The sequence below is a fragment of the Bradyrhizobium sp. Ghvi genome, assembly GCF_900115265.1.
Taxonomy (GTDB): Bacteria; Pseudomonadota; Alphaproteobacteria; order Rhizobiales; family Xanthobacteraceae; genus Bradyrhizobium.
This window is the reverse complement of the sequence record NZ_FOVU01000003.1, coordinates 177651-196432: the sequence shown is the minus strand read 5'-3', so window position 1 is coordinate 196432 and position 18782 is coordinate 177651. Positions and strand designations below refer to the sequence as shown.

At 63.7% G+C, this 18782-nt stretch carries 21 protein-coding genes; 16 read left to right on the top strand and 5 right to left on the bottom strand.

Features of this window, described 5'->3' with window-relative positions:
- The first annotated feature begins 106 nt into the window (after window positions 1-106).
- Entirely contained in the window at window positions 107-604 is a 498-nt protein-coding gene (locus tag BM374_RS12135; RefSeq protein ID WP_092292312.1) for a pilus assembly protein N-terminal domain-containing protein, read from the top strand.
- 260 nt (window positions 605-864) lie between these two features.
- Here the strand turns inward: BM374_RS12135 and BM374_RS12130 are convergent, their stop codons facing one another.
- The 3 genes from BM374_RS12130 to BM374_RS12120 form a co-directional block, all read right to left on the bottom strand.
- The gene (locus BM374_RS12130; protein ID WP_057759442.1) at window positions 865-1077 is read right to left on the bottom strand and encodes a cold-shock protein; all 213 of its coding nucleotides are present in this window, start codon (window positions 1075-1077) and stop codon (window positions 865-867) included.
- Between the two features lie 266 nt (window positions 1078-1343).
- Window positions 1344-1631, bottom strand: a complete 288-nt coding sequence (infA, locus tag BM374_RS12125; protein WP_092292310.1) for a translation initiation factor IF-1 — start codon at window positions 1629-1631, stop codon at window positions 1344-1346.
- A gap of 23 nt (window positions 1632-1654) precedes the next feature.
- A complete protein-coding gene (locus BM374_RS12120; RefSeq protein ID WP_092292308.1) occupies window positions 1655-3220 on the bottom strand; it encodes a DEAD/DEAH box helicase in 1566 nt (521 codons plus the stop codon).
- Between the two features lie 503 nt (window positions 3221-3723).
- Here BM374_RS12120 and urtA point away from each other — a divergent pair.
- The 15 genes from urtA (at window position 3724) to BM374_RS12045 (ending at window position 17699) form a co-directional block, all read left to right on the top strand.
- Window positions 3724-5046, top strand: a complete 1323-nt coding sequence (gene urtA / locus BM374_RS12115; RefSeq protein WP_092292306.1) for an urea ABC transporter substrate-binding protein — start codon at window positions 3724-3726, stop codon at window positions 5044-5046.
- Window positions 5047-5126: 80 nt separating this feature from the next.
- On the top strand, window positions 5127-6737 hold the full coding sequence (gene urtB, locus BM374_RS12110) for an urea ABC transporter permease subunit UrtB (RefSeq protein ID WP_092292304.1): 1611 nt from the start codon (window positions 5127-5129) through the stop codon (window positions 6735-6737).
- Complete coding sequence (gene urtC, locus BM374_RS12105) at window positions 6734-7906, top strand: urea ABC transporter permease subunit UrtC (RefSeq protein WP_092292302.1); 1173 nt, start codon at window positions 6734-6736, stop codon at window positions 7904-7906. The genes urtB and urtC overlap by 4 nt, the downstream gene beginning before the upstream one ends.
- Window positions 7903-8664 carry an urea ABC transporter ATP-binding protein UrtD gene (urtD, locus tag BM374_RS12100; protein WP_092292300.1) on the top strand — a complete coding sequence of 254 codons (762 nt, stop codon included), beginning with the start codon at window positions 7903-7905 and terminating at the stop codon, window positions 8662-8664. Before urtC ends, urtD begins: the two co-directional genes overlap by 4 nt.
- Window positions 8665-8667: 3 nt before the next feature.
- Entirely contained in the window at window positions 8668-9363 is a 696-nt protein-coding gene (gene urtE / locus BM374_RS12095; RefSeq protein WP_092292298.1) for an urea ABC transporter ATP-binding subunit UrtE, read from the top strand.
- A gap of 35 nt (window positions 9364-9398) precedes the next feature.
- The gene (locus BM374_RS12090; protein WP_092292296.1) at window positions 9399-10229 is read left to right on the top strand and encodes an urease accessory protein UreD; all 831 of its coding nucleotides are present in this window, start codon (window positions 9399-9401) and stop codon (window positions 10227-10229) included.
- Between the two features lie 24 nt (window positions 10230-10253).
- The gene (locus BM374_RS12085; protein ID WP_092292294.1) at window positions 10254-10556 is read left to right on the top strand and encodes an urease subunit gamma; all 303 of its coding nucleotides are present in this window, start codon (window positions 10254-10256) and stop codon (window positions 10554-10556) included.
- Window positions 10557-10667: 111 nt separating this feature from the next.
- Window positions 10668-10973, top strand: a complete 306-nt coding sequence (locus BM374_RS12080; RefSeq protein ID WP_092292292.1) for an urease subunit beta — start codon at window positions 10668-10670, stop codon at window positions 10971-10973.
- A 57-nt stretch (window positions 10974-11030) separates the two neighbouring features.
- Window positions 11031-11570: an HD domain-containing protein gene (locus tag BM374_RS12075; protein WP_092292290.1), complete on the top strand. Its 540-nt coding sequence runs from the start codon at window positions 11031-11033 to the stop codon at window positions 11568-11570.
- A 37-nt stretch (window positions 11571-11607) separates the two neighbouring features.
- Window positions 11608-13323: an urease subunit alpha gene (gene ureC / locus BM374_RS12070; RefSeq protein ID WP_092292288.1), complete on the top strand. Its 1716-nt coding sequence runs from the start codon at window positions 11608-11610 to the stop codon at window positions 13321-13323.
- A gap of 129 nt (window positions 13324-13452) precedes the next feature.
- A complete protein-coding gene (locus BM374_RS12065) occupies window positions 13453-13752 on the top strand; it encodes a putative quinol monooxygenase (RefSeq protein WP_092292286.1) in 300 nt (99 codons plus the stop codon).
- Between the two features lie 6 nt (window positions 13753-13758).
- On the top strand, window positions 13759-14376 hold the full coding sequence (locus BM374_RS12060) for an urease accessory protein UreE (protein WP_092292284.1): 618 nt from the start codon (window positions 13759-13761) through the stop codon (window positions 14374-14376).
- Window positions 14357-15082, top strand: coding sequence for an urease accessory protein UreF (locus BM374_RS12055; protein WP_092292282.1), 726 nt, complete (start codon window positions 14357-14359; stop codon window positions 15080-15082). The genes BM374_RS12060 and BM374_RS12055 overlap by 20 nt, the downstream gene beginning before the upstream one ends.
- Before the next feature lie 34 nt (window positions 15083-15116).
- Window positions 15117-15740: an urease accessory protein UreG gene (gene ureG, locus BM374_RS12050; protein WP_092292280.1), complete on the top strand. Its 624-nt coding sequence runs from the start codon at window positions 15117-15119 to the stop codon at window positions 15738-15740.
- A 300-nt stretch (window positions 15741-16040) separates the two neighbouring features.
- Window positions 16041-17699 (top strand): CHASE domain-containing protein, encoded by a 1659-nt coding sequence (locus BM374_RS12045; RefSeq protein ID WP_092292278.1) that lies wholly within the window; start codon window positions 16041-16043, stop codon window positions 17697-17699.
- 17 nt (window positions 17700-17716) lie between these two features.
- On the opposite strand, the gene BM374_RS12040 is transcribed toward BM374_RS12045, so the two are convergent.
- Together BM374_RS12040 and BM374_RS12035 are read right to left on the bottom strand one after the other, a co-directional pair.
- Window positions 17717-18076, bottom strand: a complete 360-nt coding sequence (locus tag BM374_RS12040; RefSeq protein WP_092292276.1) for a RidA family protein — start codon at window positions 18074-18076, stop codon at window positions 17717-17719.
- A gap of 56 nt (window positions 18077-18132) precedes the next feature.
- On the bottom strand, window positions 18133-18741 hold the full coding sequence (locus tag BM374_RS12035) for a TetR/AcrR family transcriptional regulator (protein ID WP_092292274.1): 609 nt from the start codon (window positions 18739-18741) through the stop codon (window positions 18133-18135).
- Between the last annotated feature and the right edge of the window lie 41 nt (window positions 18742-18782).

The following is an 18782-nucleotide window of genomic DNA, read 5'->3' as shown; positions in this document are numbered from 1 at the left end:
GGCGAATTTGCGGAACGTTCACGAATTACAGGCAGGTTAACCGGGTCGGGCGCCGGCTCCGCTTCTCGATTGATTATGCCGGTTTGTGACGTCCCGGGGTAAGAGTATGCGTATAGAGTTCCTGCGCCGTCATGCGCGCATCTGTCTGCTGGCCACGGCCGCTGTGCTGGCCTCGCCGGCCATTGGCCTTGCTGAGCCCACGGTCGACACCATCGCCGTCAATGTCGACCAAGCCAAGCTGGTGCGGCTGCCCGGCAAGGTGGCTACGATCGTGGTCGGCAATCCTCTGATCGCCGACGTCACGCTTCAGCCGGGCGGGATGATCGTCGTGACTGGCAAGGGCTACGGCGCCACCAACTTCATCGCACTCGATCGTGGCGGTGAGATCCTGGTCGATCGGCAGATCCAGGTCGAAGGCCCGAGCGACCGCCTCGTCACCGTCTATCGCGGTGTCGAACGGGAGTCCTATAGCTGCATGCCGATCTGCCAGCGCCGCGTCACGCTCGGTGACAGCGACAATTACTTCAATACCACGATGAGCCAGGCCGGTTCGCTGAGCAGCAACGCAAGCGGCAACGCCAGCACGGCCCCCAAGGCCAACTAGCAAGGCGACATCATCAGGAACGGCGAAGAAACCGACGGCGGGACCCTCAGCTCCCGCGCGATTCGTCGCCGCGAGCGACGTCGCCTATACCGCACGCGCCAGTCGTCCCTGCGCCTGCTATAGCCCGGACACCGCCTGCACGACCTACTGAGCGCATCCGCTCTTCAGACATGAAAAAGGCCGTGCATCCCGCACGGCCTTTGTGTTGTCGGCGCGCTGACGCTGATCCGTGTGCGCGCCCCGCAAGGCACGCGTGGATATCAGCCCGCGTCGCGGAGATTGTCGGCAGCCGACTTGCCGGACCGGCGATCGGCGACGATCTCGTACGAGACTTTCTGGCCTTCGCGCAGCGAGCCGAGGCCGGCGCGCTCGACGGCGCTGATGTGAACGAACACGTCCTTGCCGCCGTCGTCGGGCTGGATGAAGCCATAGCCCTTGGTCGCGTTAAACCACTTCACGGTTCCCATGCTCACGGGGGTAGTCCCTTCTCAGATACACAATGTAAGTGCCCGCTTGCGCAGGCCGGTTAGATCGAATTTTTGGAAGGGTCGTCAGCGTGTCTGAACCGGCTGTACCGGTGGATGCTAATGTCGTCCGGCCGAAAATCGATTGGTTGATTTTATTGGAATCAAGGCACCAAAACAATCCTGGCACGCACGATTTTTTGATCCGCCGTGAGGCCCACGGCGGATCAGCGTCAAGAACAGCATTTTAGTGCCGCGCCGGGGCGCGGGGCCCATTAACGGCGACGGAACTGGCCGCCGCGCTGTCCGGGACGTGGCGGTCCGCCCGCCGCGCTGGGACGTTCGTCCTTATGACGGAAAATCAGCCGGCCCTTTTCGAGGTCGTAGGGCGACATTTCCACCGTCACGCGGTCACCTGCCAGCGTCTTGATGCGGTTCTTCTTCATCTTGCCGGCGGTGTAGGCGACGATCTCGTGCCCGGCGTCGAGCTGCACGCGGTAGCGCGCGTCGGGGAGGATTTCGGTGACCAGTCCTTCGAACTGGATCAGCTCTTCCTTAGCCATTGATATCTCCAGGTCGTGGACGGCTAGTGCGAATGGGGTTTGCGGTTCGGGTGGCCGTTCGGCCGACTCTCCCGGCGCAAAAAGGCCACGCCTTGTATCCCATCAGGGGCTCCGGCGCTATGCGCGGAACGCTGTTCCGAACGGTCGTTTGGCGAAGAATGCATCTTTCCACCGGACCGGCGGCGGCGAGATCCCTTTGAGCCGTTGCCGGCCCGTGCGTCCGCGTGCCGGCCATCAGCGTGGCGCGCCTCGCCGTGGCGGCCTTCACCGGGCCGTCCGTCACTGGGCTTGCCGGAGCTGTGGTGGCGTCCGTCGCCATGCCGTTCATCGCTCCGCCGTCCGTCGCCGTGGCGTGCGCCTTGCGGACGCTGGCCTGGGCGTCCGCCCGGCCGGCCCTGCCGCTGCTGTGGCGCCGGCGCGCCCGCATCGCGGCGGCCGGCATCGGTGCGCAGATCCTCGCGCGGCAGCGCCACCCGGATCAGCCGCTCGATATCGCGGAGATAGCTGAGCTCCTCGCCGCCGGCGACCAGCGAGATCGCAGTGCCGTCGGCGCCGGCGCGCGCGGTGCGGCCGATGCGGTGCACATAGGTCTCCGGCACGTTGGGCAAGTCGAAATTGATGACGTGAGTGATGCCGTCGACGTCGATGCCGCGGGCGGCGATGTCGGTAGCGACCAGGGTGCGGATCTCGCCCGAGCGGAACTGCGCCAGCGTCCGTTCACGATGGTTCTGCGACTTGTTGCCGTGGATGGCGCTGGCGGCGATGCCTGCCCGCTCGAGCGTCTTCACCACCTTGTCGGCGCCGTGCTTGGTGCGGGTGAAGACCAGCGCGCGGTTGATCGGCTCGTCCTTCAGGAGCTTGGTCAGGAAGGCGGGCTTGGCCGAGAAGTCGACCTGGATGATGCGCTGGTTAATCCGCTCCGCGGTCGAGGACACCGGAGTCACCGCGACGCGGGCGGGATCACGCAGCATGGAATCGGCGAGCTCGGCGATGTCCTTCGGCATGGTGGCCGAGAAGAACAGCGTCTGCCGCTTGATCGGGAGTTTCGCGACGATTTTGCGGATGTCGTTGATGAAGCCCATGTCGAGCATGCGGTCGGCCTCGTCGAGCACGAGGAATTCGACGCTGCCGAGCTTCAGCCCGTTGCTCTGCACGAGGTCGAGCAGGCGGCCAGGGGTGGCGACCAGCACGTCGACGCCCGGCATCAGGGCGCGGACTTGACGGCCCATCGGCACGCCGCCGATGGCAAGCGTCGAGGACAGGCGGATGTGGCGGCCATAGGCGTTGAAGCTGTCGAGGATCTGGCCCGAAAGTTCGCGGGTGGGCGACAGCACCAGGACGCGCGCCGTCTTGGGCTGCGGCTTGATGCGGTTCTCGAGCAGGCGGTGCAGGATCGGCAGCGCGAAGGACGCGGTCTTGCCAGTGCCGGTCTGGGCAATACCGACGACGTCGCGGCCGGTCAGCGCCGTGGGGATGGTCTGGGCCTGGATGGGGGTGGGGGTGACGTAGTTCTCTTCGGCGAGAGCGCGGGCGATGGGTTCGGCGAGGCCGAAGTCCTGAAACGAAGTCAAAAGATGGGTTCTTTCCATGTCAAATGCTGGCGCCCGGCTATCAGCGGGGCGCGCGCAAAAGGGTGTCGAGAAGACACCTGCGTGTTTGGGGTGTCGGATGGCTTGGATGATATGGGGCAAGCCAGAGGCCCGTACGGGCTTAAGAACACGCGGCTTGCTACAACCGCTCGATTCGCAAGCGGTCTCGGCCCTTATATGGAACATAGACGGGGCGCTTTCAAGGCACGCCTGCAACGCGCCTCTATTGCGGTGCAAAAATGATTGTGCCGGATTTTTAGCCAGCAACGACAATTTGCATATAGAATAGGCTGATTGCCGCATAAGCATACATTTCTTCAGCTCAAGTTTTGAGCAGTCGAGTTGCGACTAAAGCCTAAACGCGTCAAAATTACCTAGATTGACCAAAGACTTGGCAGGTGCTCGACCCATGGCATGGTTCTTGCGATTCCATTAACCGCAGGCGGCCGTGGGGCCGTTTCGCAGCGTCTTTTTCACGTCTGCGTCAGGGAGATGATAGATCCATGCTTAACAAATCCACTCACGATATAGCGGCGTCATTTAGCCGCCGTGGCATTCTCGCCGCGACCGCGGGACTGATGCTCGGTCTGGCATCCATCTCCGGCGCGAAAGCTGCTGACGACACCATCAAGGTCGGCGTGCTGCACTCCCTCTCGGGCACCATGGCCATCAGCGAAACCACCCTGAAGGACACCATCCTCTTCCTGATCGACGAGCAGAACAAGAAGGGCGGCGTGCTCGGCAAGAAGCTCGAAGCCGTCGTCGTCGATCCCGCATCGAACTGGCCGCTGTTCGCCGAAAAGGCGCGCGAGCTGATCACCAAGGACAAGGTCGCCGTCGTGTTCGGCTGCTGGACCTCGGTGTCGCGCAAGTCGGTGCTGCCGGTGTTCAAGGAGCTCAACAATATCCTGTTCTACCCCGTGCAGTACGAGGGCGAAGAGTCCGAGCGCAACGTGTTTTACACCGGTGCTGCTCCGAACCAGCAGGCGATCCCCGCCGTCGACTACCTGATGAAGGAAGAGAAGGTGAAGCGCTGGGTGCTCGCGGGCACCGACTACGTCTATCCGCGCACCACCAACAAGATCCTGGAAGCCTATCTGAAGTCGAAGGGTGTCGCCCAGGACGACATCATGATCAACTACACGCCGTTCGGTCATTCCGACTGGCAGACGATCGTGGCCGACATCAAGAAGTTCGGCTCGGCCGGCAAGAAGACGGCGGTGGTCTCGACCATCAACGGCGACGCCAACGTCCCCTTCTACAAGGAGCTCGGCAACCAGGGCATCAAGGCGAAGGACATTCCGGTGGTCGCGTTCTCGGTGGGTGAGGAAGAGCTCGCCGGCATCGACACCAAGCCGCTGGTCGGCCATCTCGCCGCCTGGAACTACTTCGAGTCGATCAAGACCCCGGCGAACGAGAAGTTCATCAAGGACTGGCAGGCCTACACCAAGAACCCGAAGCGTACGACCAACGACCCGATGGAAGCGCACGTGATCGGCTTCAACATGTGGGTGAAGGCGGTCGAGAAGGTGAAGTCGACCGATCCGGACAAGGTGATCGATGCGCTTCCCGGCATCGAGACCCCGAACCTGACCGGTGGCGTCGCCAAGATGCTGCCGAACCACCACATCACGAAGCCCGTGTTCATCGGCGAGATCAAGGGCAACGGCCAGTTCGACGTGGTCTGGAAGACCCCGAGCCTCGTTCCCGGCGACGCCTGGTCGAAGGAGCTCGATGGTTCCAAGGACCTGATCGGCGACTGGGTCGGCAAGAAGTGCGGCAACTTCAACACCAAGACCAATAAGTGCCTCGGCTCCGGCTCCTGATCCGGATCTGACATTCGACTGCACGACGGGAGAAGACGGCTAATCCGCCGCCTTCTCCCCACTTCTGCCGGGGTGATCCAGTGCCAACCAAACTATCCGCTCGTCTCTCGACCTTGGTTCTCTCGCTATTCCTGATCGGGTTCGCGCTGCCGGCGTTTGCCGGGCCGTTCGAGGATGCGGTCGCCAAATTCGCCAACGACGATTTTTCCGATACGGATGAGGCGATCGGCGCGGTCGCAAGCAGCGGCAACAAGCTCGCCTTTCCGATCATCAGCGCTCTCCAGGACGGCCGCCTCATGGCCGATCCCGACAGCAAGAAGGTTTACGTCACCGGCGCCGACGGCAAGTCGATCGATGCCGCGACCGGTGAGGCCGTTGCCGGTGTTCCAGACAGCGCCAGCGCCGTCCGCCTCAACAACCGCCTGCGCCGTAGCGTCGATGCTGCGCTCGGCAGCCTGACGCTCCAGTCGCCGGATCTCGGCGTGCGGCTCCAGGCCGCGCAGTCGGTCTTCAAGTCGCACGAAGAGACCGCGCTCGGGCCCGTCGAAAGCGCGCTCGCCAAGGAGACCAACCGATCCGTCAAAGCCGCGCTCGGCGAAGCGCGCGCGGCGATCCTGCTGTTCAAGCCGGACGCCACCGAAGTGCAGAAGCTCGAGGCCGTCGCCACCATCAAGGCGCGCGGCGACCAGGAAGCACTTGCGTTGCTATCCGATATCGGGTCCGACCAGCCGCCCTCCGTCGCGAAGGCCGCGACGAGCGCGATCGGCTCGATCCAGAACTCGCTCGCGATCTGGTCCACGGTGCAGAACGCCTGGTATGGCCTGTCGCTCGGCTCCGTGCTGCTGCTCGCCGCGATCGGGCTCGCCATCACCTTCGGGGTGATGGGCGTCATCAACATGGCTCATGGCGAGATGGTGATGATCGGCGCCTACACCACTTTCGTGGTGCAGGAGGTGATCCGCACCCGTTATCCCGCTCTGTTCGACTATTCGCTGCTGATCGCCGTGCCGCTCGCCTTTCTCGTCGCCGGCGCCATCGGCGTGCTGATCGAGCGCAGCATCATCCGCTTCCTTTACGGCCGTCCCCTGGAGACGCTGCTCGCGACCTGGGGCCTGTCGCTGGTGTTGCAGCAGGCGGTGCGCACCATGTTCGGCCCGACCAATCGCGAGGTCGGCAACCCCTCCTGGATGAGCGGCGCGTTTGACCTCGGTCAGATCACCATCACCTATAACCGGCTCTGGATCCTCTGCTTCACGCTTGCGGTGTTCGCGATCCTGCTCGCGATGCTTCGCTACACCGCGCTCGGCCTCGAGATGCGCGCGGTCACGCAGAACCGCCGCATGGCGGCCTCGATGGGTATCGCCACCTCGCGCGTCGATGCGCTCACCTTCGGGCTCGGTTCGGGCATTGCCGGCATCGCCGGCGTGGCGCTGTCGCAGATCGACAATGTCAGCCCAAATCTCGGCCAGAGCTACATCATCGACAGTTTCATGGTCGTGGTGTTTGGCGGGGTCGGCAATCTCTGGGGTACGCTGGTCGGCGCCTTCACGCTCGGCATCGCCAACAAGTTCCTGGAGCCGGTCGCCGGGGCGGTGCTCGGCAAGATTGCGATCCTGGTGCTGATCATCCTGTTCATTCAAAAGCGGCCGCGCGGCCTGTTCGCGCTCAAGGGCCGTGCGGTGGAAGCATGACCCCTCACATGCTGACGCGGTCGCTGGATCGCGGCGCGGCGATCTTCCTCGCCATCGTCGTCGCTTGCGGCATCCTGATCCCGCTCTCCAACCTGCTGCTGCCGGCGGGCTCTGTCCTGCAAGTGCCGACTTATCTGGTCACGCTCTGGGGCAAATATGTCTGCTACGCCATCCTGGCGCTCTCGATCGACCTGATCTGGGGCTATTGCGGCATCCTCTCGCTCGGCCACGGCGCCTTCTTCGCGCTCGGCGGCTACGCCATGGGCATGTACCTGATGCGGCAGATCGGCACCCGCGGCGTCTACGGCAACCCTGTTCTGCCCGACTTCATGGTGTTCCTGAACTGGCAGAAGCTGCCCTGGTACTGGCATGGCTTCGACATGTTCTGGTTTGCGGCGCTGATGGTGCTGTTTGTGCCGGGCCTGCTCGCCTTCTGCTTCGGCTGGCTCGCCTTCCGCTCCCGCGTCACCGGCGTCTATCTGTCGATCATCACCCAAGCGATGACCTATGCGTTGCTGCTCGCGTTCTTCCGCAACGATTTCGGCTTCGGCGGCAATAACGGCCTGACCGATTTCAAGGATATCTTGGGCTTCAACGTCCAGGCCGAAGGCACCCGCGCCGCACTTTTCGCGCTGAGCTGCGTGGCGCTGATTCTCAGCTTCCTCATTTGCCGCTCCGTCGTGTCTTCCAAGCTCGGCAAGGTGCTGATCGCGATCCGCGATGCGGAATCGCGCAGCCGCTTCCTCGGCTATCGTGTCGAGTCCTACAAGCTGTTCGTGTTCACGCTGTCGGCCTGCATGGCCGGTGTCGCCGGCGCGCTCTATGTGCCGCAGGTCGGCATCATCAACCCATCCGAATTCGCTCCGGGCAATTCGATCGAGGCGGTGATCTGGGTTGCGGTCGGCGGCCGCGGCACGCTGGTCGGCGCGGCGCTCGGCGCCATCGTCGTCAACTACGCCAAGACGTTCTTCACCTCGGGCGTGCTGGCGCCGTACTGGCTGTTCATGCTGGGGGCGCTGTTCATCCTGGTGACGCTGCTGCTGCCGAAGGGCATCGTCGGCACCTTCAATGCCTGGCGAGAGGCCTCGAGAGAGAGGCGTCCTGCTGCGGCGAGCGCGGCGGCCGAAGACGGCGTCACCGAACCCAAAATTGCGGAGGAGCGGTCATGAACGTCATGGACACCCGCGCGACCTCCGCGATGCTCTATCTCGACGGCGTGCATGTCTCGTTCGACGGCTTCCACGCCATCAACAACCTGTCGCTGACGCTGGAACCGGGCGAGATGCGGGCCATCATCGGCCCCAACGGCGCCGGCAAGACCACGATGATGGACATCATCACCGGCAAGACCAAGCCGGACGAGGGCACGGTGCTGTTCGATGGTGTCACCGACCTGACGCGGCTGGACGAGACCCGCATCGCCGAGCTCGGCATCGGCCGCAAATTCCAGAAGCCGACGGTGTTCGAGAGCCAGACCGTGCAGGACAATCTGCTGCTGGCGCTCAACGTCGATCACAGTGTCAAAGGCACGCTGTTCTGGCGCGGCAGCAAGGCGGAGTCCGAGCGCATCGACAAGGTGCTGGAGACGATCCGCCTCACCGATGCCCGCAACCGCCTCGCCGGCAGCCTCAGCCACGGCCAGAAGCAGTGGCTCGAAATCGGCATGCTTCTGGCGCAGGATCCGAAGCTGCTGCTGGTCGACGAGCCCGTTGCAGGAATGACCGACGTCGAGACGCACCTCACCGCCGAGCTCTTGAAAGAGATCAACAGGACTCACACCGTGATGGTGGTCGAGCACGACATGACGTTCGTGCGCGAGCTCGGCGTCAAGGTCACGTGCCTGCACGAAGGCGCGGTGCTCGCCGAAGGAACCATTGACCAGGTCTCGTCCAACGAGCGGGTCATCGAAGTCTATCTGGGACGCTGAGCGATGCTTGAGGTCAAGGACATCAACCTGTTCTACGGCGCGGCGCAGGCGCTGCGCGGCGTCTCGATCGCGGCCGAGCCGGGCAAGGTGACGTGCGTGCTCGGACGCAACGGCGTCGGCAAGACATCGCTGCTCCGCGCCATGGTCGGGCAGTATCCGATCTCCTCGGGCGCGATCTTGTTCGACGGCAGCGACATCACGGGCCTCAAGCCCTATGAGCGGGCGCGCAAGGGCATCGGCTTCGTGCCGCAGGGCCGCGAGATCTTTCCGCTCCTGACGGTCGAGGAAAACCTCAAGACCGGCTTCGGCCCGCTCAAGCGCCAGGACAAGAACATTCCGGACGACGTGTTCTCGTTGTTTCCGGTGCTGCAATCGATGCTCGGCCGGCGCGGCGGCGACCTCTCCGGCGGCCAGCAGCAGCAGCTCGCGATTGGCCGCGCGCTGGTGATGCGGCCAAAGCTGCTACTGCTCGATGAGCCGACCGAAGGCATCCAGCCCTCAATCATCAAGGATATCGGCCGGGCCATCTCCTACCTGCGCAATCTCGGCAACATCGCCATCGTGCTGGTTGAACAATATCTCGACTTTGCCTGCGAACTCGGCGACAGTTTCGCGGTGATGGATCGGGGCGCGGTGAAATTCGCCTGCGACCGTTCCAATCTCGACCCAAGCGAGATCAGCCGCCAGATGGCGCTGTAACAAGAAATCCTGCCGCAACCGGCGAGGGGAGACGGATGCGCAGCGATGCTTTGGCTGCATCTTCGGTGTTCGAGGCAAATCGCGCCAGGGGCGCGGTGCGGTTCGACGTGCATGCCCGCGACGGCGTGACGCGGCGCGGCGCGTTGCATGAATCCGGCTCGCTCCGCGTGCGCTTTCCCTCGCCGGAGGACGAAGGCCTGTCCGGCGTGTTCGTCAACACCGCCGGCGGCGTTGCCGGAGGCGATCGGTTTGACATCGAGATATCGGCCGCCGCCGCCGCGCGTTTGACGCTGACGACGGCAGCCGCTGAAAAAGTCTATCGCGCGCCGGGTGTTGCGGCGCAGCTCAATATTTCCTTGAAGGTCGGCCCCGGCGCGCATCTCGGCTGGCTGCCGCAGGAGACGATCCTGTTTGATCGCGCCCGCGTCCGGCGTCGCTTCGACATCGAGCTCGACGAGGCCGCCTCGCTCCTGCTTTGTGAAATTGTCGTGTTCGGCCGCACCGCCATGGGGGAGCGGATGGAGCAAGGTGAATTCGTCGATCGCTGGCGGCTCTCCCGTGGCGGCAGGCTGGTCTTTGCCGAAACCGTCAGGCTCGACGGCAATATCGGCGCGAAGCTTGCCCGATCCGCCGTCGCCAAGGCAGGTTCTGCGATCGGCACGGCGCTGATCGTGCCCGGCGACGAGGCTCTGGTCGAGCGCATCCGGGCGGTATCGGACTCTCTCGCCGGCGAGGTCGGGATATCTGCCTGGAATGGCTTTGCAATGGCGCGGTTCTGTGCCCAAGATGCGGCGCGTTTGCGCTCCGACATGATGACCGTGCTGGCGCGCACCGGCGCGGCCTTGCCGCGGCTCTGGCTGAATTGAAGTGTTGAACTGAAGAGATTTCGCATGAACCTGTCTCCCCGCGAAAAGGACAAACTTCTGGTCTCGATGGCAGCGATCGTGGCGCGTCGTAGGCTCGATCGCGGCGTCAAGCTCAACCATCCCGAGGCGATCGCGATCATCTCCGACTTCATCCTCGAGGGCGCGCGTGACGGCCGCACCGTCGCCGAGCTGATGCAGTCAGGCGCGCAGGTGCTCACCCGCGACCAGGTGATGCCTGGCATCCCCGAGATGATTCACGACATCCAGGTCGAGGCGACATTTCCTGACGGCACCAAGCTCGTCACCGTGCACGAACCGATCAGGTAATTTGAATTCGTCATTCCGGGGCGCCCGAAGGGCGAACCCGGAATCCAGAGGTTTTGGTATCGAGATTCCGGGTTCTCGCTGCGCGAGCCCCGGAATGACGAGGAGGATAGAATGATCCCCGGCGAACTCTTCATCCAGGACGGCGAGATCGAGCTCAATGCCGGTCGCAAAACCGTGACGCTGACGGTGGCCAACACCGGCGACCGCCCGATCCAGGTCGGCTCGCACTATCATTTCTTCGAAACCAATCCGGCGCTGAAGTTCGACCGCAAGAAGGCTCGCGGCATGCGCCTCGACATCGCCGCCGGTACCGCCGTCCGCTTCGAACCCGGCCAGACCCGGGAAGTTCAGCTGGTCGCCATGGCCGGCAAGAAGACCATCTACGGCTTCCGCGGCGAGGTGATGAGGAAGCTGTGAGCGGCGCAGGAACGAGCGCGATGCGGCACCGTTGAGGCGAAAACGGAGGAGTTTGCCATGTTGTCACCCGTCCGCCTTGTTTCCGAAGCCGCAGAGCTTGCCGCCCGCCGTCACAATGGCATGGCGCGCAAGGGACGCGGCAAGGAGCCCTACATCAACCATCTCGCTGAAGTCGCGAACCTGCTTGCGACTGCGACCGACGGCGCCGACGCCGAGCTTGTTGCCGCCGGCTGGTTGCATGACTCGATCGAGGATACCGATACCGAACCCGAGGAGCTCGCGGAGAAGTTTTCCGAGCGCGTTGCCGCTCTCGTCCTCGAATGCACCGACGATATGAGCCTTTCGAAAGCCGAGCGGCGGCGCAGGCAGGTCATCGATGCGCCGAACAAATCCGCCGCCGCCAAGCTGATCAAGATTTCCGACAAGGTCAGCAACATCGGAGCGCGGATTCATCCCGATCCAACCACCGAAGAGCGCGACGATCTTCTCGACTACGTCGATTGGGCCGAGCAGGTCGTCGCCGGCTGCCGTGGCGGCAATCAATGGCTCGATACGGCATTCGACGACATGGTACTGAGAGCGAGAACCTCGCTGTGAGTGCCGATCCGATATTCCAACACAAACGGGGCTTGTGATGTCCGTCAAGATGAAGCGTTCCGTCTATGCCGACATGTTCGGCCCGACCACAGGCGACAGGGTGCGGCTCGCCGACACCGATCTCATCATCGAGGTCGAGAAGGATTTTACGACCTACGGCGAAGAGGTGAAGTTCGGCGGCGGCAAGGTGATCCGAGACGGCATGGGGCAGTCGCAGGTGACCAACAAGCAGGGCGCGGCAGACACCGTCATCACCAACGCGCTGATCGTCGATCACTGGGGCATCGTGAAGGCCGACGTCGCCATCAAGGACGGCATGATCGCTGGCATAGGCAAGGCCGGCAACCCCGACATCCAGCCTGGCGTCACCATCGTCATCGGTCCCGGCACCGACGTGATCGCGGGCGAGGGGAAGATCCTCACCGCCGGCGGCTTCGACAGCCACATCCATTTCATCTGCCCGCAGCAGATCGAGCACGCGCTGATGTCTGGCGTCACCTCGATGCTCGGCGGGGGCACCGGTCCCTCGCACGGCACCTTCGCCACCACCTGCACGCCCGGCCCCTGGCACATCGCGCGGATGATCCAGTCGTTCGATGCCTTCCCGGTCAATCTCGGCATTTCCGGCAAGGGCAACGCCTCGCGCCCGGCCGCGCTGGTCGAGATGGTCAAGGCCGGCGCCTGCGCGCTGAAGCTGCACGAGGATTGGGGCACGACGCCGGCGGCGATCGACAACTGCCTGTCGGTCGCCGACGACTACGATATTCAGGTCATGCTGCACTCCGACACGCTGAACGAATCCGGGTTCGTCGAGGACACCATCAAGGCCTTCAAGGGCCGCACCATTCACGCTTTCCATACCGAGGGCGCCGGCGGCGGCCATGCCCCTGATATCATCAAGGTCGCTGGCCTCAAGAACGTGCTGCCGTCCTCGACCAACCCGACGCGCCCCTTCACGCGCAACACCATCGACGAGCATCTGGACATGCTGATGGTGTGCCACCACCTCGATCCCTCCATTGCGGAAGACCTGGCGTTCGCGGAAAGCCGCATCCGCAAGGAAACCATCGCGGCTGAGGACATCCTGCACGATCTCGGCGCGCTCTCGATGATGTCGTCGGATTCGCAGGCCATGGGCCGGCTCGGCGAGGTCATCATCCGCACCTGGCAGACCGCCGACAAGATGAAGAAGCAGCGTGGGGCGCTGCCGCAGGACAAGGGCAAGAACAATGACAATTTCCGCGTGAAGCGCTACATCGCCAAGTACACGATCAATCCGGCGATCGCGCATGGCGTATCGAAGCTGATCGGCTCGGTCGAGAAGGGCAAGCTCGCCGATCTCGTGCTGTGGTCGCCGGCCTTCTTCGGCGTCAAGCCGGATTGTATCGTCAAGGGCGGGACCATCGTCGCTGCGCCCATGGGTGATCCAAATGCCTCCATCCCGACGCCGCAGCCGGTGCACTATCAGCCGATGTTCGGCGCCTTCGGCAAGGCGCGCACGGCATCCTCCGTGGTGTTTAGCTCGAAGGCCGCGGTGGCCGGCGGGCTGGCACGAAAGCTCGGCATCGAGAAGAAGCTCTATGCGGTCCAGAACACCCGCAGCAAGATCTCGAAGAAGAGCATGGTCCACAACGACGCCACGCCGGACATCGAGGTCGATCCGGAGACCTATGAGGTGCGCGCCGACGGCGAGTTGCTGACCTGTCCGCCCGCCGAGGTCCTGCCGATGGCGCAGCGATATTTCATGTACTGAAATAGCGGTTCGACGCATGTCCCCGGCTGGTATCCGGGGATTGCGTTTCCGGTTTTGCGTTCGATCCCGCCTGGTCTAATGTCCCGCCCGGTATCGAACCGTTCAGAAGAAAAGCCGGGAGGATTTCTCGTGATCTACGTTGTTGCCGCCTTGACCATCAAGCCCGAAACCCGCGCCGAATTCATTGCCGCCGCCATCGCCTGCATCAAGGAGACGCGGAAAGAACCTGGCAATATCGCCTATGATCTGCACGAGAGCGTCACCGATCCCACCAAGATGGTGTTCGTCGAGCAGTGGGAGAATGCCGAGGCGCTGGTGCCGCATCGCGCCCAGGAGCATATGAAGACCTTCGGCCGCGTTGCGGTGAAGTGCTTTACCGCTCCGCCGAAGATCGAGATCATCACGCCTGAGAAGGTCGAGACGAGGTAACAGCGCATGATCCGGGCGACGCAGGTTAGGGGACAGCATCGTTTCACGGAAACGCCGGCGGATACGGTCGTGCTCGATTTCGACGATCGGCACCGCCGCCGCATGGCGATGACGGGGACGCGGGGCCTCGAGTTCCTGCTCGACCTGGAAAACGCCGTTGCGCTGCGCGGCGGCGATGCGCTGGTGCTGGAGGACGGAAGGCTGGTCGAGGTCGTTGCCGCGCCCGAACCGCTGCTGGAGATTCGCGGTCGTGATCCGCACCATCTCATGCGCGTTGCCTGGCATCTCGGTAACCGCCATTTGCCGACGCAGCTCATGGCAAAAGCCTTGCGCATTCGCCGCGACCACGTCATCGAGGCGATGGTGAAGGGGCTCGGCGCGCGTGTGGTCGAGATCGAGGCGCCGTTCGATCCCGAAGGCGGCGCCTATGCCGATGCTGGCCATGCGCACGATGATCATGCGCGTCACGACCATGCCCATCATCATCATGGTCATCACGATCATGGCCACCATCACCATGATCATGCCGCGCATGACCATGGCCACGATCACCACCATCACGACGAGCATTGCGACCATCCCGACCATCACCACGGCCACAAGCATGCTCATGACCACAAATGAGACTGCCGCGCGCGGGCTCGCCGAGCGCGAGGCGGCGGCGCTGTATCGGCTGATGACGTGGCTCTCGCCGGCCTTTCCCGTCGGTGGCTTCTCCTATTCCAGCGGTATCGAATGGGCGGTCGAAGCCGGAGATGTCACCGACATCGCGACACTCGCCGACTGGCTCGATGCCATGCTCGGTGACGGCTCGGGCTTTTGCGACGCGACGTTCCTGGTCCACGCTTACCGGGCCGCAAAGGCTGGCGGGGATGTGTCCTTGAACGATGTCGCGGAGCTCGCCGCCGCCTTCGTGCCGTCGCGCGAGCGGCAGCTGGAGACGACCTCGCAGGGCCGCGCCTTCATCGACATCAGCCGCGCGGCGTGGGATGCCGAGGGTCTGGATGCCATGGTCGCGGCATGCCGCGCGCCATTGGTCTATCCCGTTGCCGTCGGCGTCGTCGCCGCGTTGCACGGCGTGCCGCTGGCGCCGACGCTGCACGCCTTCCTGCATGCGCTGGTCTCGAACTGGATTTCGGCAGCGAGCCGCCTTGTTCCGCTCGGCCAGACCGACAGCCAGCGCGCGCTGGTGAAACTGGAAGCTGCTGTTGCCGCGACCGCCAATCGTGCGCTGAATGCGACGCTGGACGACCTCGGCAGCGCCACCTTTCGCGCCGACCTCGCCAGCCTGCGGCACGAAACGCAATATACGCGGCTGTTTCGCTCGTGAGGCACGGGACGACATTAAGAGAGAGAGCAATTACATGACAACTTCTCACGGCCCTCTGCGCGTCGGCGTTGGCGGCCCCGTCGGATCGGGCAAGACGGCGTTGATGGACCTGCTCTGCAAGACCATGCGCGAGCGCTACGACATCGCCGCCATCACCAACGACATCTACACCAAATGGGATGCCGAGTTCCTTGTGCGATCGGGGTCGCTGACGCCGGACCGCATTGCCGGTGTGGAGACCGGCGGCTGCCCGCACACCGCGATCCGCGAGGACGCTTCGATGAATCTGGCTGCGGTGGCCGACATGCGCGCCAAATTCCCCGGGCTTGACCTCGTGCTGATCGAATCCGGAGGTGACAATCTCGCTGCCACTTTTTCCCCGGAGCTCGCCGACCTCACCATCTATGTCATCGACGTGGCCGCCGGCGACAAGATTCCGTCCAAGGGCGGTCCCGGCATCACCCGCTCAGACCTCCTGGTCATCAACAAGATCGATCTCGCGCCCCATGTCGGGGCGTCCCTCGAGAAGATGAACACCGACGCCAAGCGCATGCGCGGCGAGCGTCCCTTTGTCATGACCAACCTGAAGAAGAGCGAAGGGCTCGACCGCATCGTCGGTTTCATCGAGACCAAAGGTGGATTGAAACGGGCGGGCTGACGGGCCGCGGCGACATGGCGCGGGCATTTTCCGTCGTTAACGTCTGAGGCAAAGCGGGCCAGACGGAACAAATTTCGGACACGGCGATTGTCTACCTCCGGTGCCCGGAGCAAAGCCGTTATTGACGAGACGATCGGGGGGCGGAATTAAGCTTTTTGGGCGACCCAAGTTGCGTACAGATGCCTCCTCCGTCATTATCTCGACCACTGGGCTCCCCCCTGTTTCGGCACATGGCCGTTCGAGCGGCGTTGATATGCTCCGTGTTAATTGCCGACCTCCCGGTTTCGGCTGAGTAGTCCCGTGGTCCGGCTGGGTTTCATCATTGGCTTCATCGCTCTGCTCGGAGCCCTGCTCTCCGGGCTGGCCGCCTATCGCGTTCACGACCAGGAGCTGGCGCTGGACCGGATCGCGCTGGCGCGCGCGATCGACGTTCATGCGAGCCTGGTCCAAGACAGGTCGACCGAGCGCGAGCTGCTGGCGCGTGTCGCCTCAGGCCTGTTCCGCGCGCCCTCGGTGCTGAAGCCCAACATGCTGGAGCCGCTGCGCTCGGCGATCTACGCCTTCAAGACCGATTTCGTGGTGGCCGGCTGGGTCGCCCGGCTGCAGCCGAGCGAGCTCGCTGCGGCACAGACCGCGCTGGCGGCCGCCGGCTTTCCGAAGCCGCAGATACGCGATTATGACGAAAAGCCAATCAACGCGGCAAGCCTGACCCAGCCCATCGACGTGCTGATGGACCTCGAGCCACGCAGCGACGAGACCAAGGCGCTGCCCGGCCGTAGCTACGATACCGACCCGGTTCGCAACGCGATGCTGAGGCGCGCGAGGGTCGAGAAGCGGTCGATCGCCTCCGACCCCGTGCCGCTGCTGCGCGACAACGGGCCGATCGGCGTCATCGTAGCGGCCCCCGTCATTCCCGAAGGTGCGACCGAGCCCGCCGGCTTCGTCACGTTTTCTTATGAGCTGGCCTCGCTGATGCTGACCAACGATGATCTGTCGTTGTTTTCGGTTGCGCTGAAGGATCCGCGCAAGGAGGGCAGTGAACTCGTTGCCAACGATCAGGGTGTCGTCTCCACCCGCTTGACGTCGCCGGACGGGCCGGCACCGTCGGCGACTCGCACCATCAGCTTCGGCGGCCGCGATTGGCAGCTCGGCTACTATGCCAAGAGCAATTCGGCCCGCCGCGCCGAGCAGACCGCGATCATCGTGGCGGCGATCGGTTTCGCGATCACTGCGATGGTGTGCGGCCTGTTCGGCTACGTCGCCTACAACAATTTGCGGCTCAGCCGCGAGATCCAGGTGCGGATCGGCTTCGAGCGGCGCCTGACGGCCGTGATCGACGAGCTCAACCACCGGGTCAAGAATATCCTCGCGGTGATCCAGTCGATCGTGACGCGCACGCTACGCCACGGCTCGGACATCGACATCGCGCGCGAATTGCTCATCGGTCGCATTCACGCCATGTCCAACGTGGTGTCATTGCTGAGCGAGAGCCAGTGGCAGGGCGTCAAGCTGAAGGGCCTGTTCGAGGCGCGCGCCATTCCGCACGCCGATCGCATCGCCGTTAGCGGCCCGGACATTGCCGTCAGCGCGCGCGCTGCCCAGAGCCTGTCGCTGCTGTTCTTCGAGCTCGCCTCGCATTCGGACGAAGGCCTCTCGCTGGTCGGCAAGCATCCGCACATCACCGCGAACTGGACGGTGACGGGCGAAGCAAGTGACGAGGTCTTCCACTTCCGCTGGGAGGAGTTCAACACCAGCGAGTCGACGCGCCGACCGGATTCGGATTTCGGCCTGATCTTGCTCGACCGGGTGGCGCCTGAAGCACTTGGCGGCACCGCCAAGCGCTACTTCACCGATGCGTCTTATGTCTACGAGCTGACCGCGCCGATGGAGACGGTCGTGGACATGTCCGAGCGCGACCGTACGGACAAGATCTCGGCGCCGGTGCGGCCTGCGAAATAGATCCCCGTGCCGGAGCCTCAGTTCGAGGTGGGCCGAGCCGCCGTTGCGATCATCTCGAGTTTGACGTTTGGGCCGAGATCGGCCACGCCGACGGCGGCACGCGCTGGCAGGTGAGCTTCGGCGAAGTGCACCTTCCAGGCCGCATTGAACGCAGCCTTCTCGCTCAGGTCGGCCATGAAGATGGTCACCTGCAAAACGTTGGACATGTCGGATCCGAGAGTCTCCAGCAGACGCGACATCTGGCCAAGCACATCGTTTGCCTGGCCAGCCATATCGAGGCTCGTGTCCTCGGGGACAATTCCACCGATATAAAGCACACCTGCATGCTCGACCACTTCGTGGAGCAGGCCTTCGTAGGGCAAGATGCGTTTGATCATTATGAGACTGTTCCTATGGGACCGGACGGGAGGTTTCGGTGCATTCAGAACGCAGTCTAGGCCTTCGGTCGCAGGACCAGATCGACCAGATTGCGCGCGTAAGCCGGCGTGATCGGCGCGATACCGAAGACGTAGCGATAAAACAGGCTGCCATAGACGGCGTCATACAGATCTTCCGGCAGTCCTTCGGCGAGGATGCTGCCATCCTTCTGGCCGGCGGCGATCATCTCCACCAGTGCGTCGCGGCGGAATTGCAGGTAGCGGGCATAGAACAGCTCCGCTGAGCCGGTCTTCGAGATGCATTCGGAGATGACGGCAAGCTGCACCTTGCCGAACTCGCCTTGCAAGGCTTCGGCATACGCCGCGGCATGGCGGCGCGTGCGTGCCGCGGGCGTGCCCGCGCTCACGGGGGGCAGCGGCAGCATTTGGGCCGCGTGGTGGAGAAAGGCGTCGATCAGCAGCGCCTCGCGCGACGTCCACCATTTGTAGATCGTCATCTTGGAGACGTTGGAATGGCGCGCGATCGCATCGATCGTGGTGGCGACAAGGCCGGTCGTCGCCATCAGCGCGTAGGCACTTTCGAGAATAGCGTTGCTGGTCTCGATCGAACGCGGCCGGCCGCGCCGGGGGGCACCCTCGGTCGCATCGCTCGTGCCTTTCGCCATGACCAAGCCTGTCTCTCCTTGTGCGGAGGCCAAATTCCCAG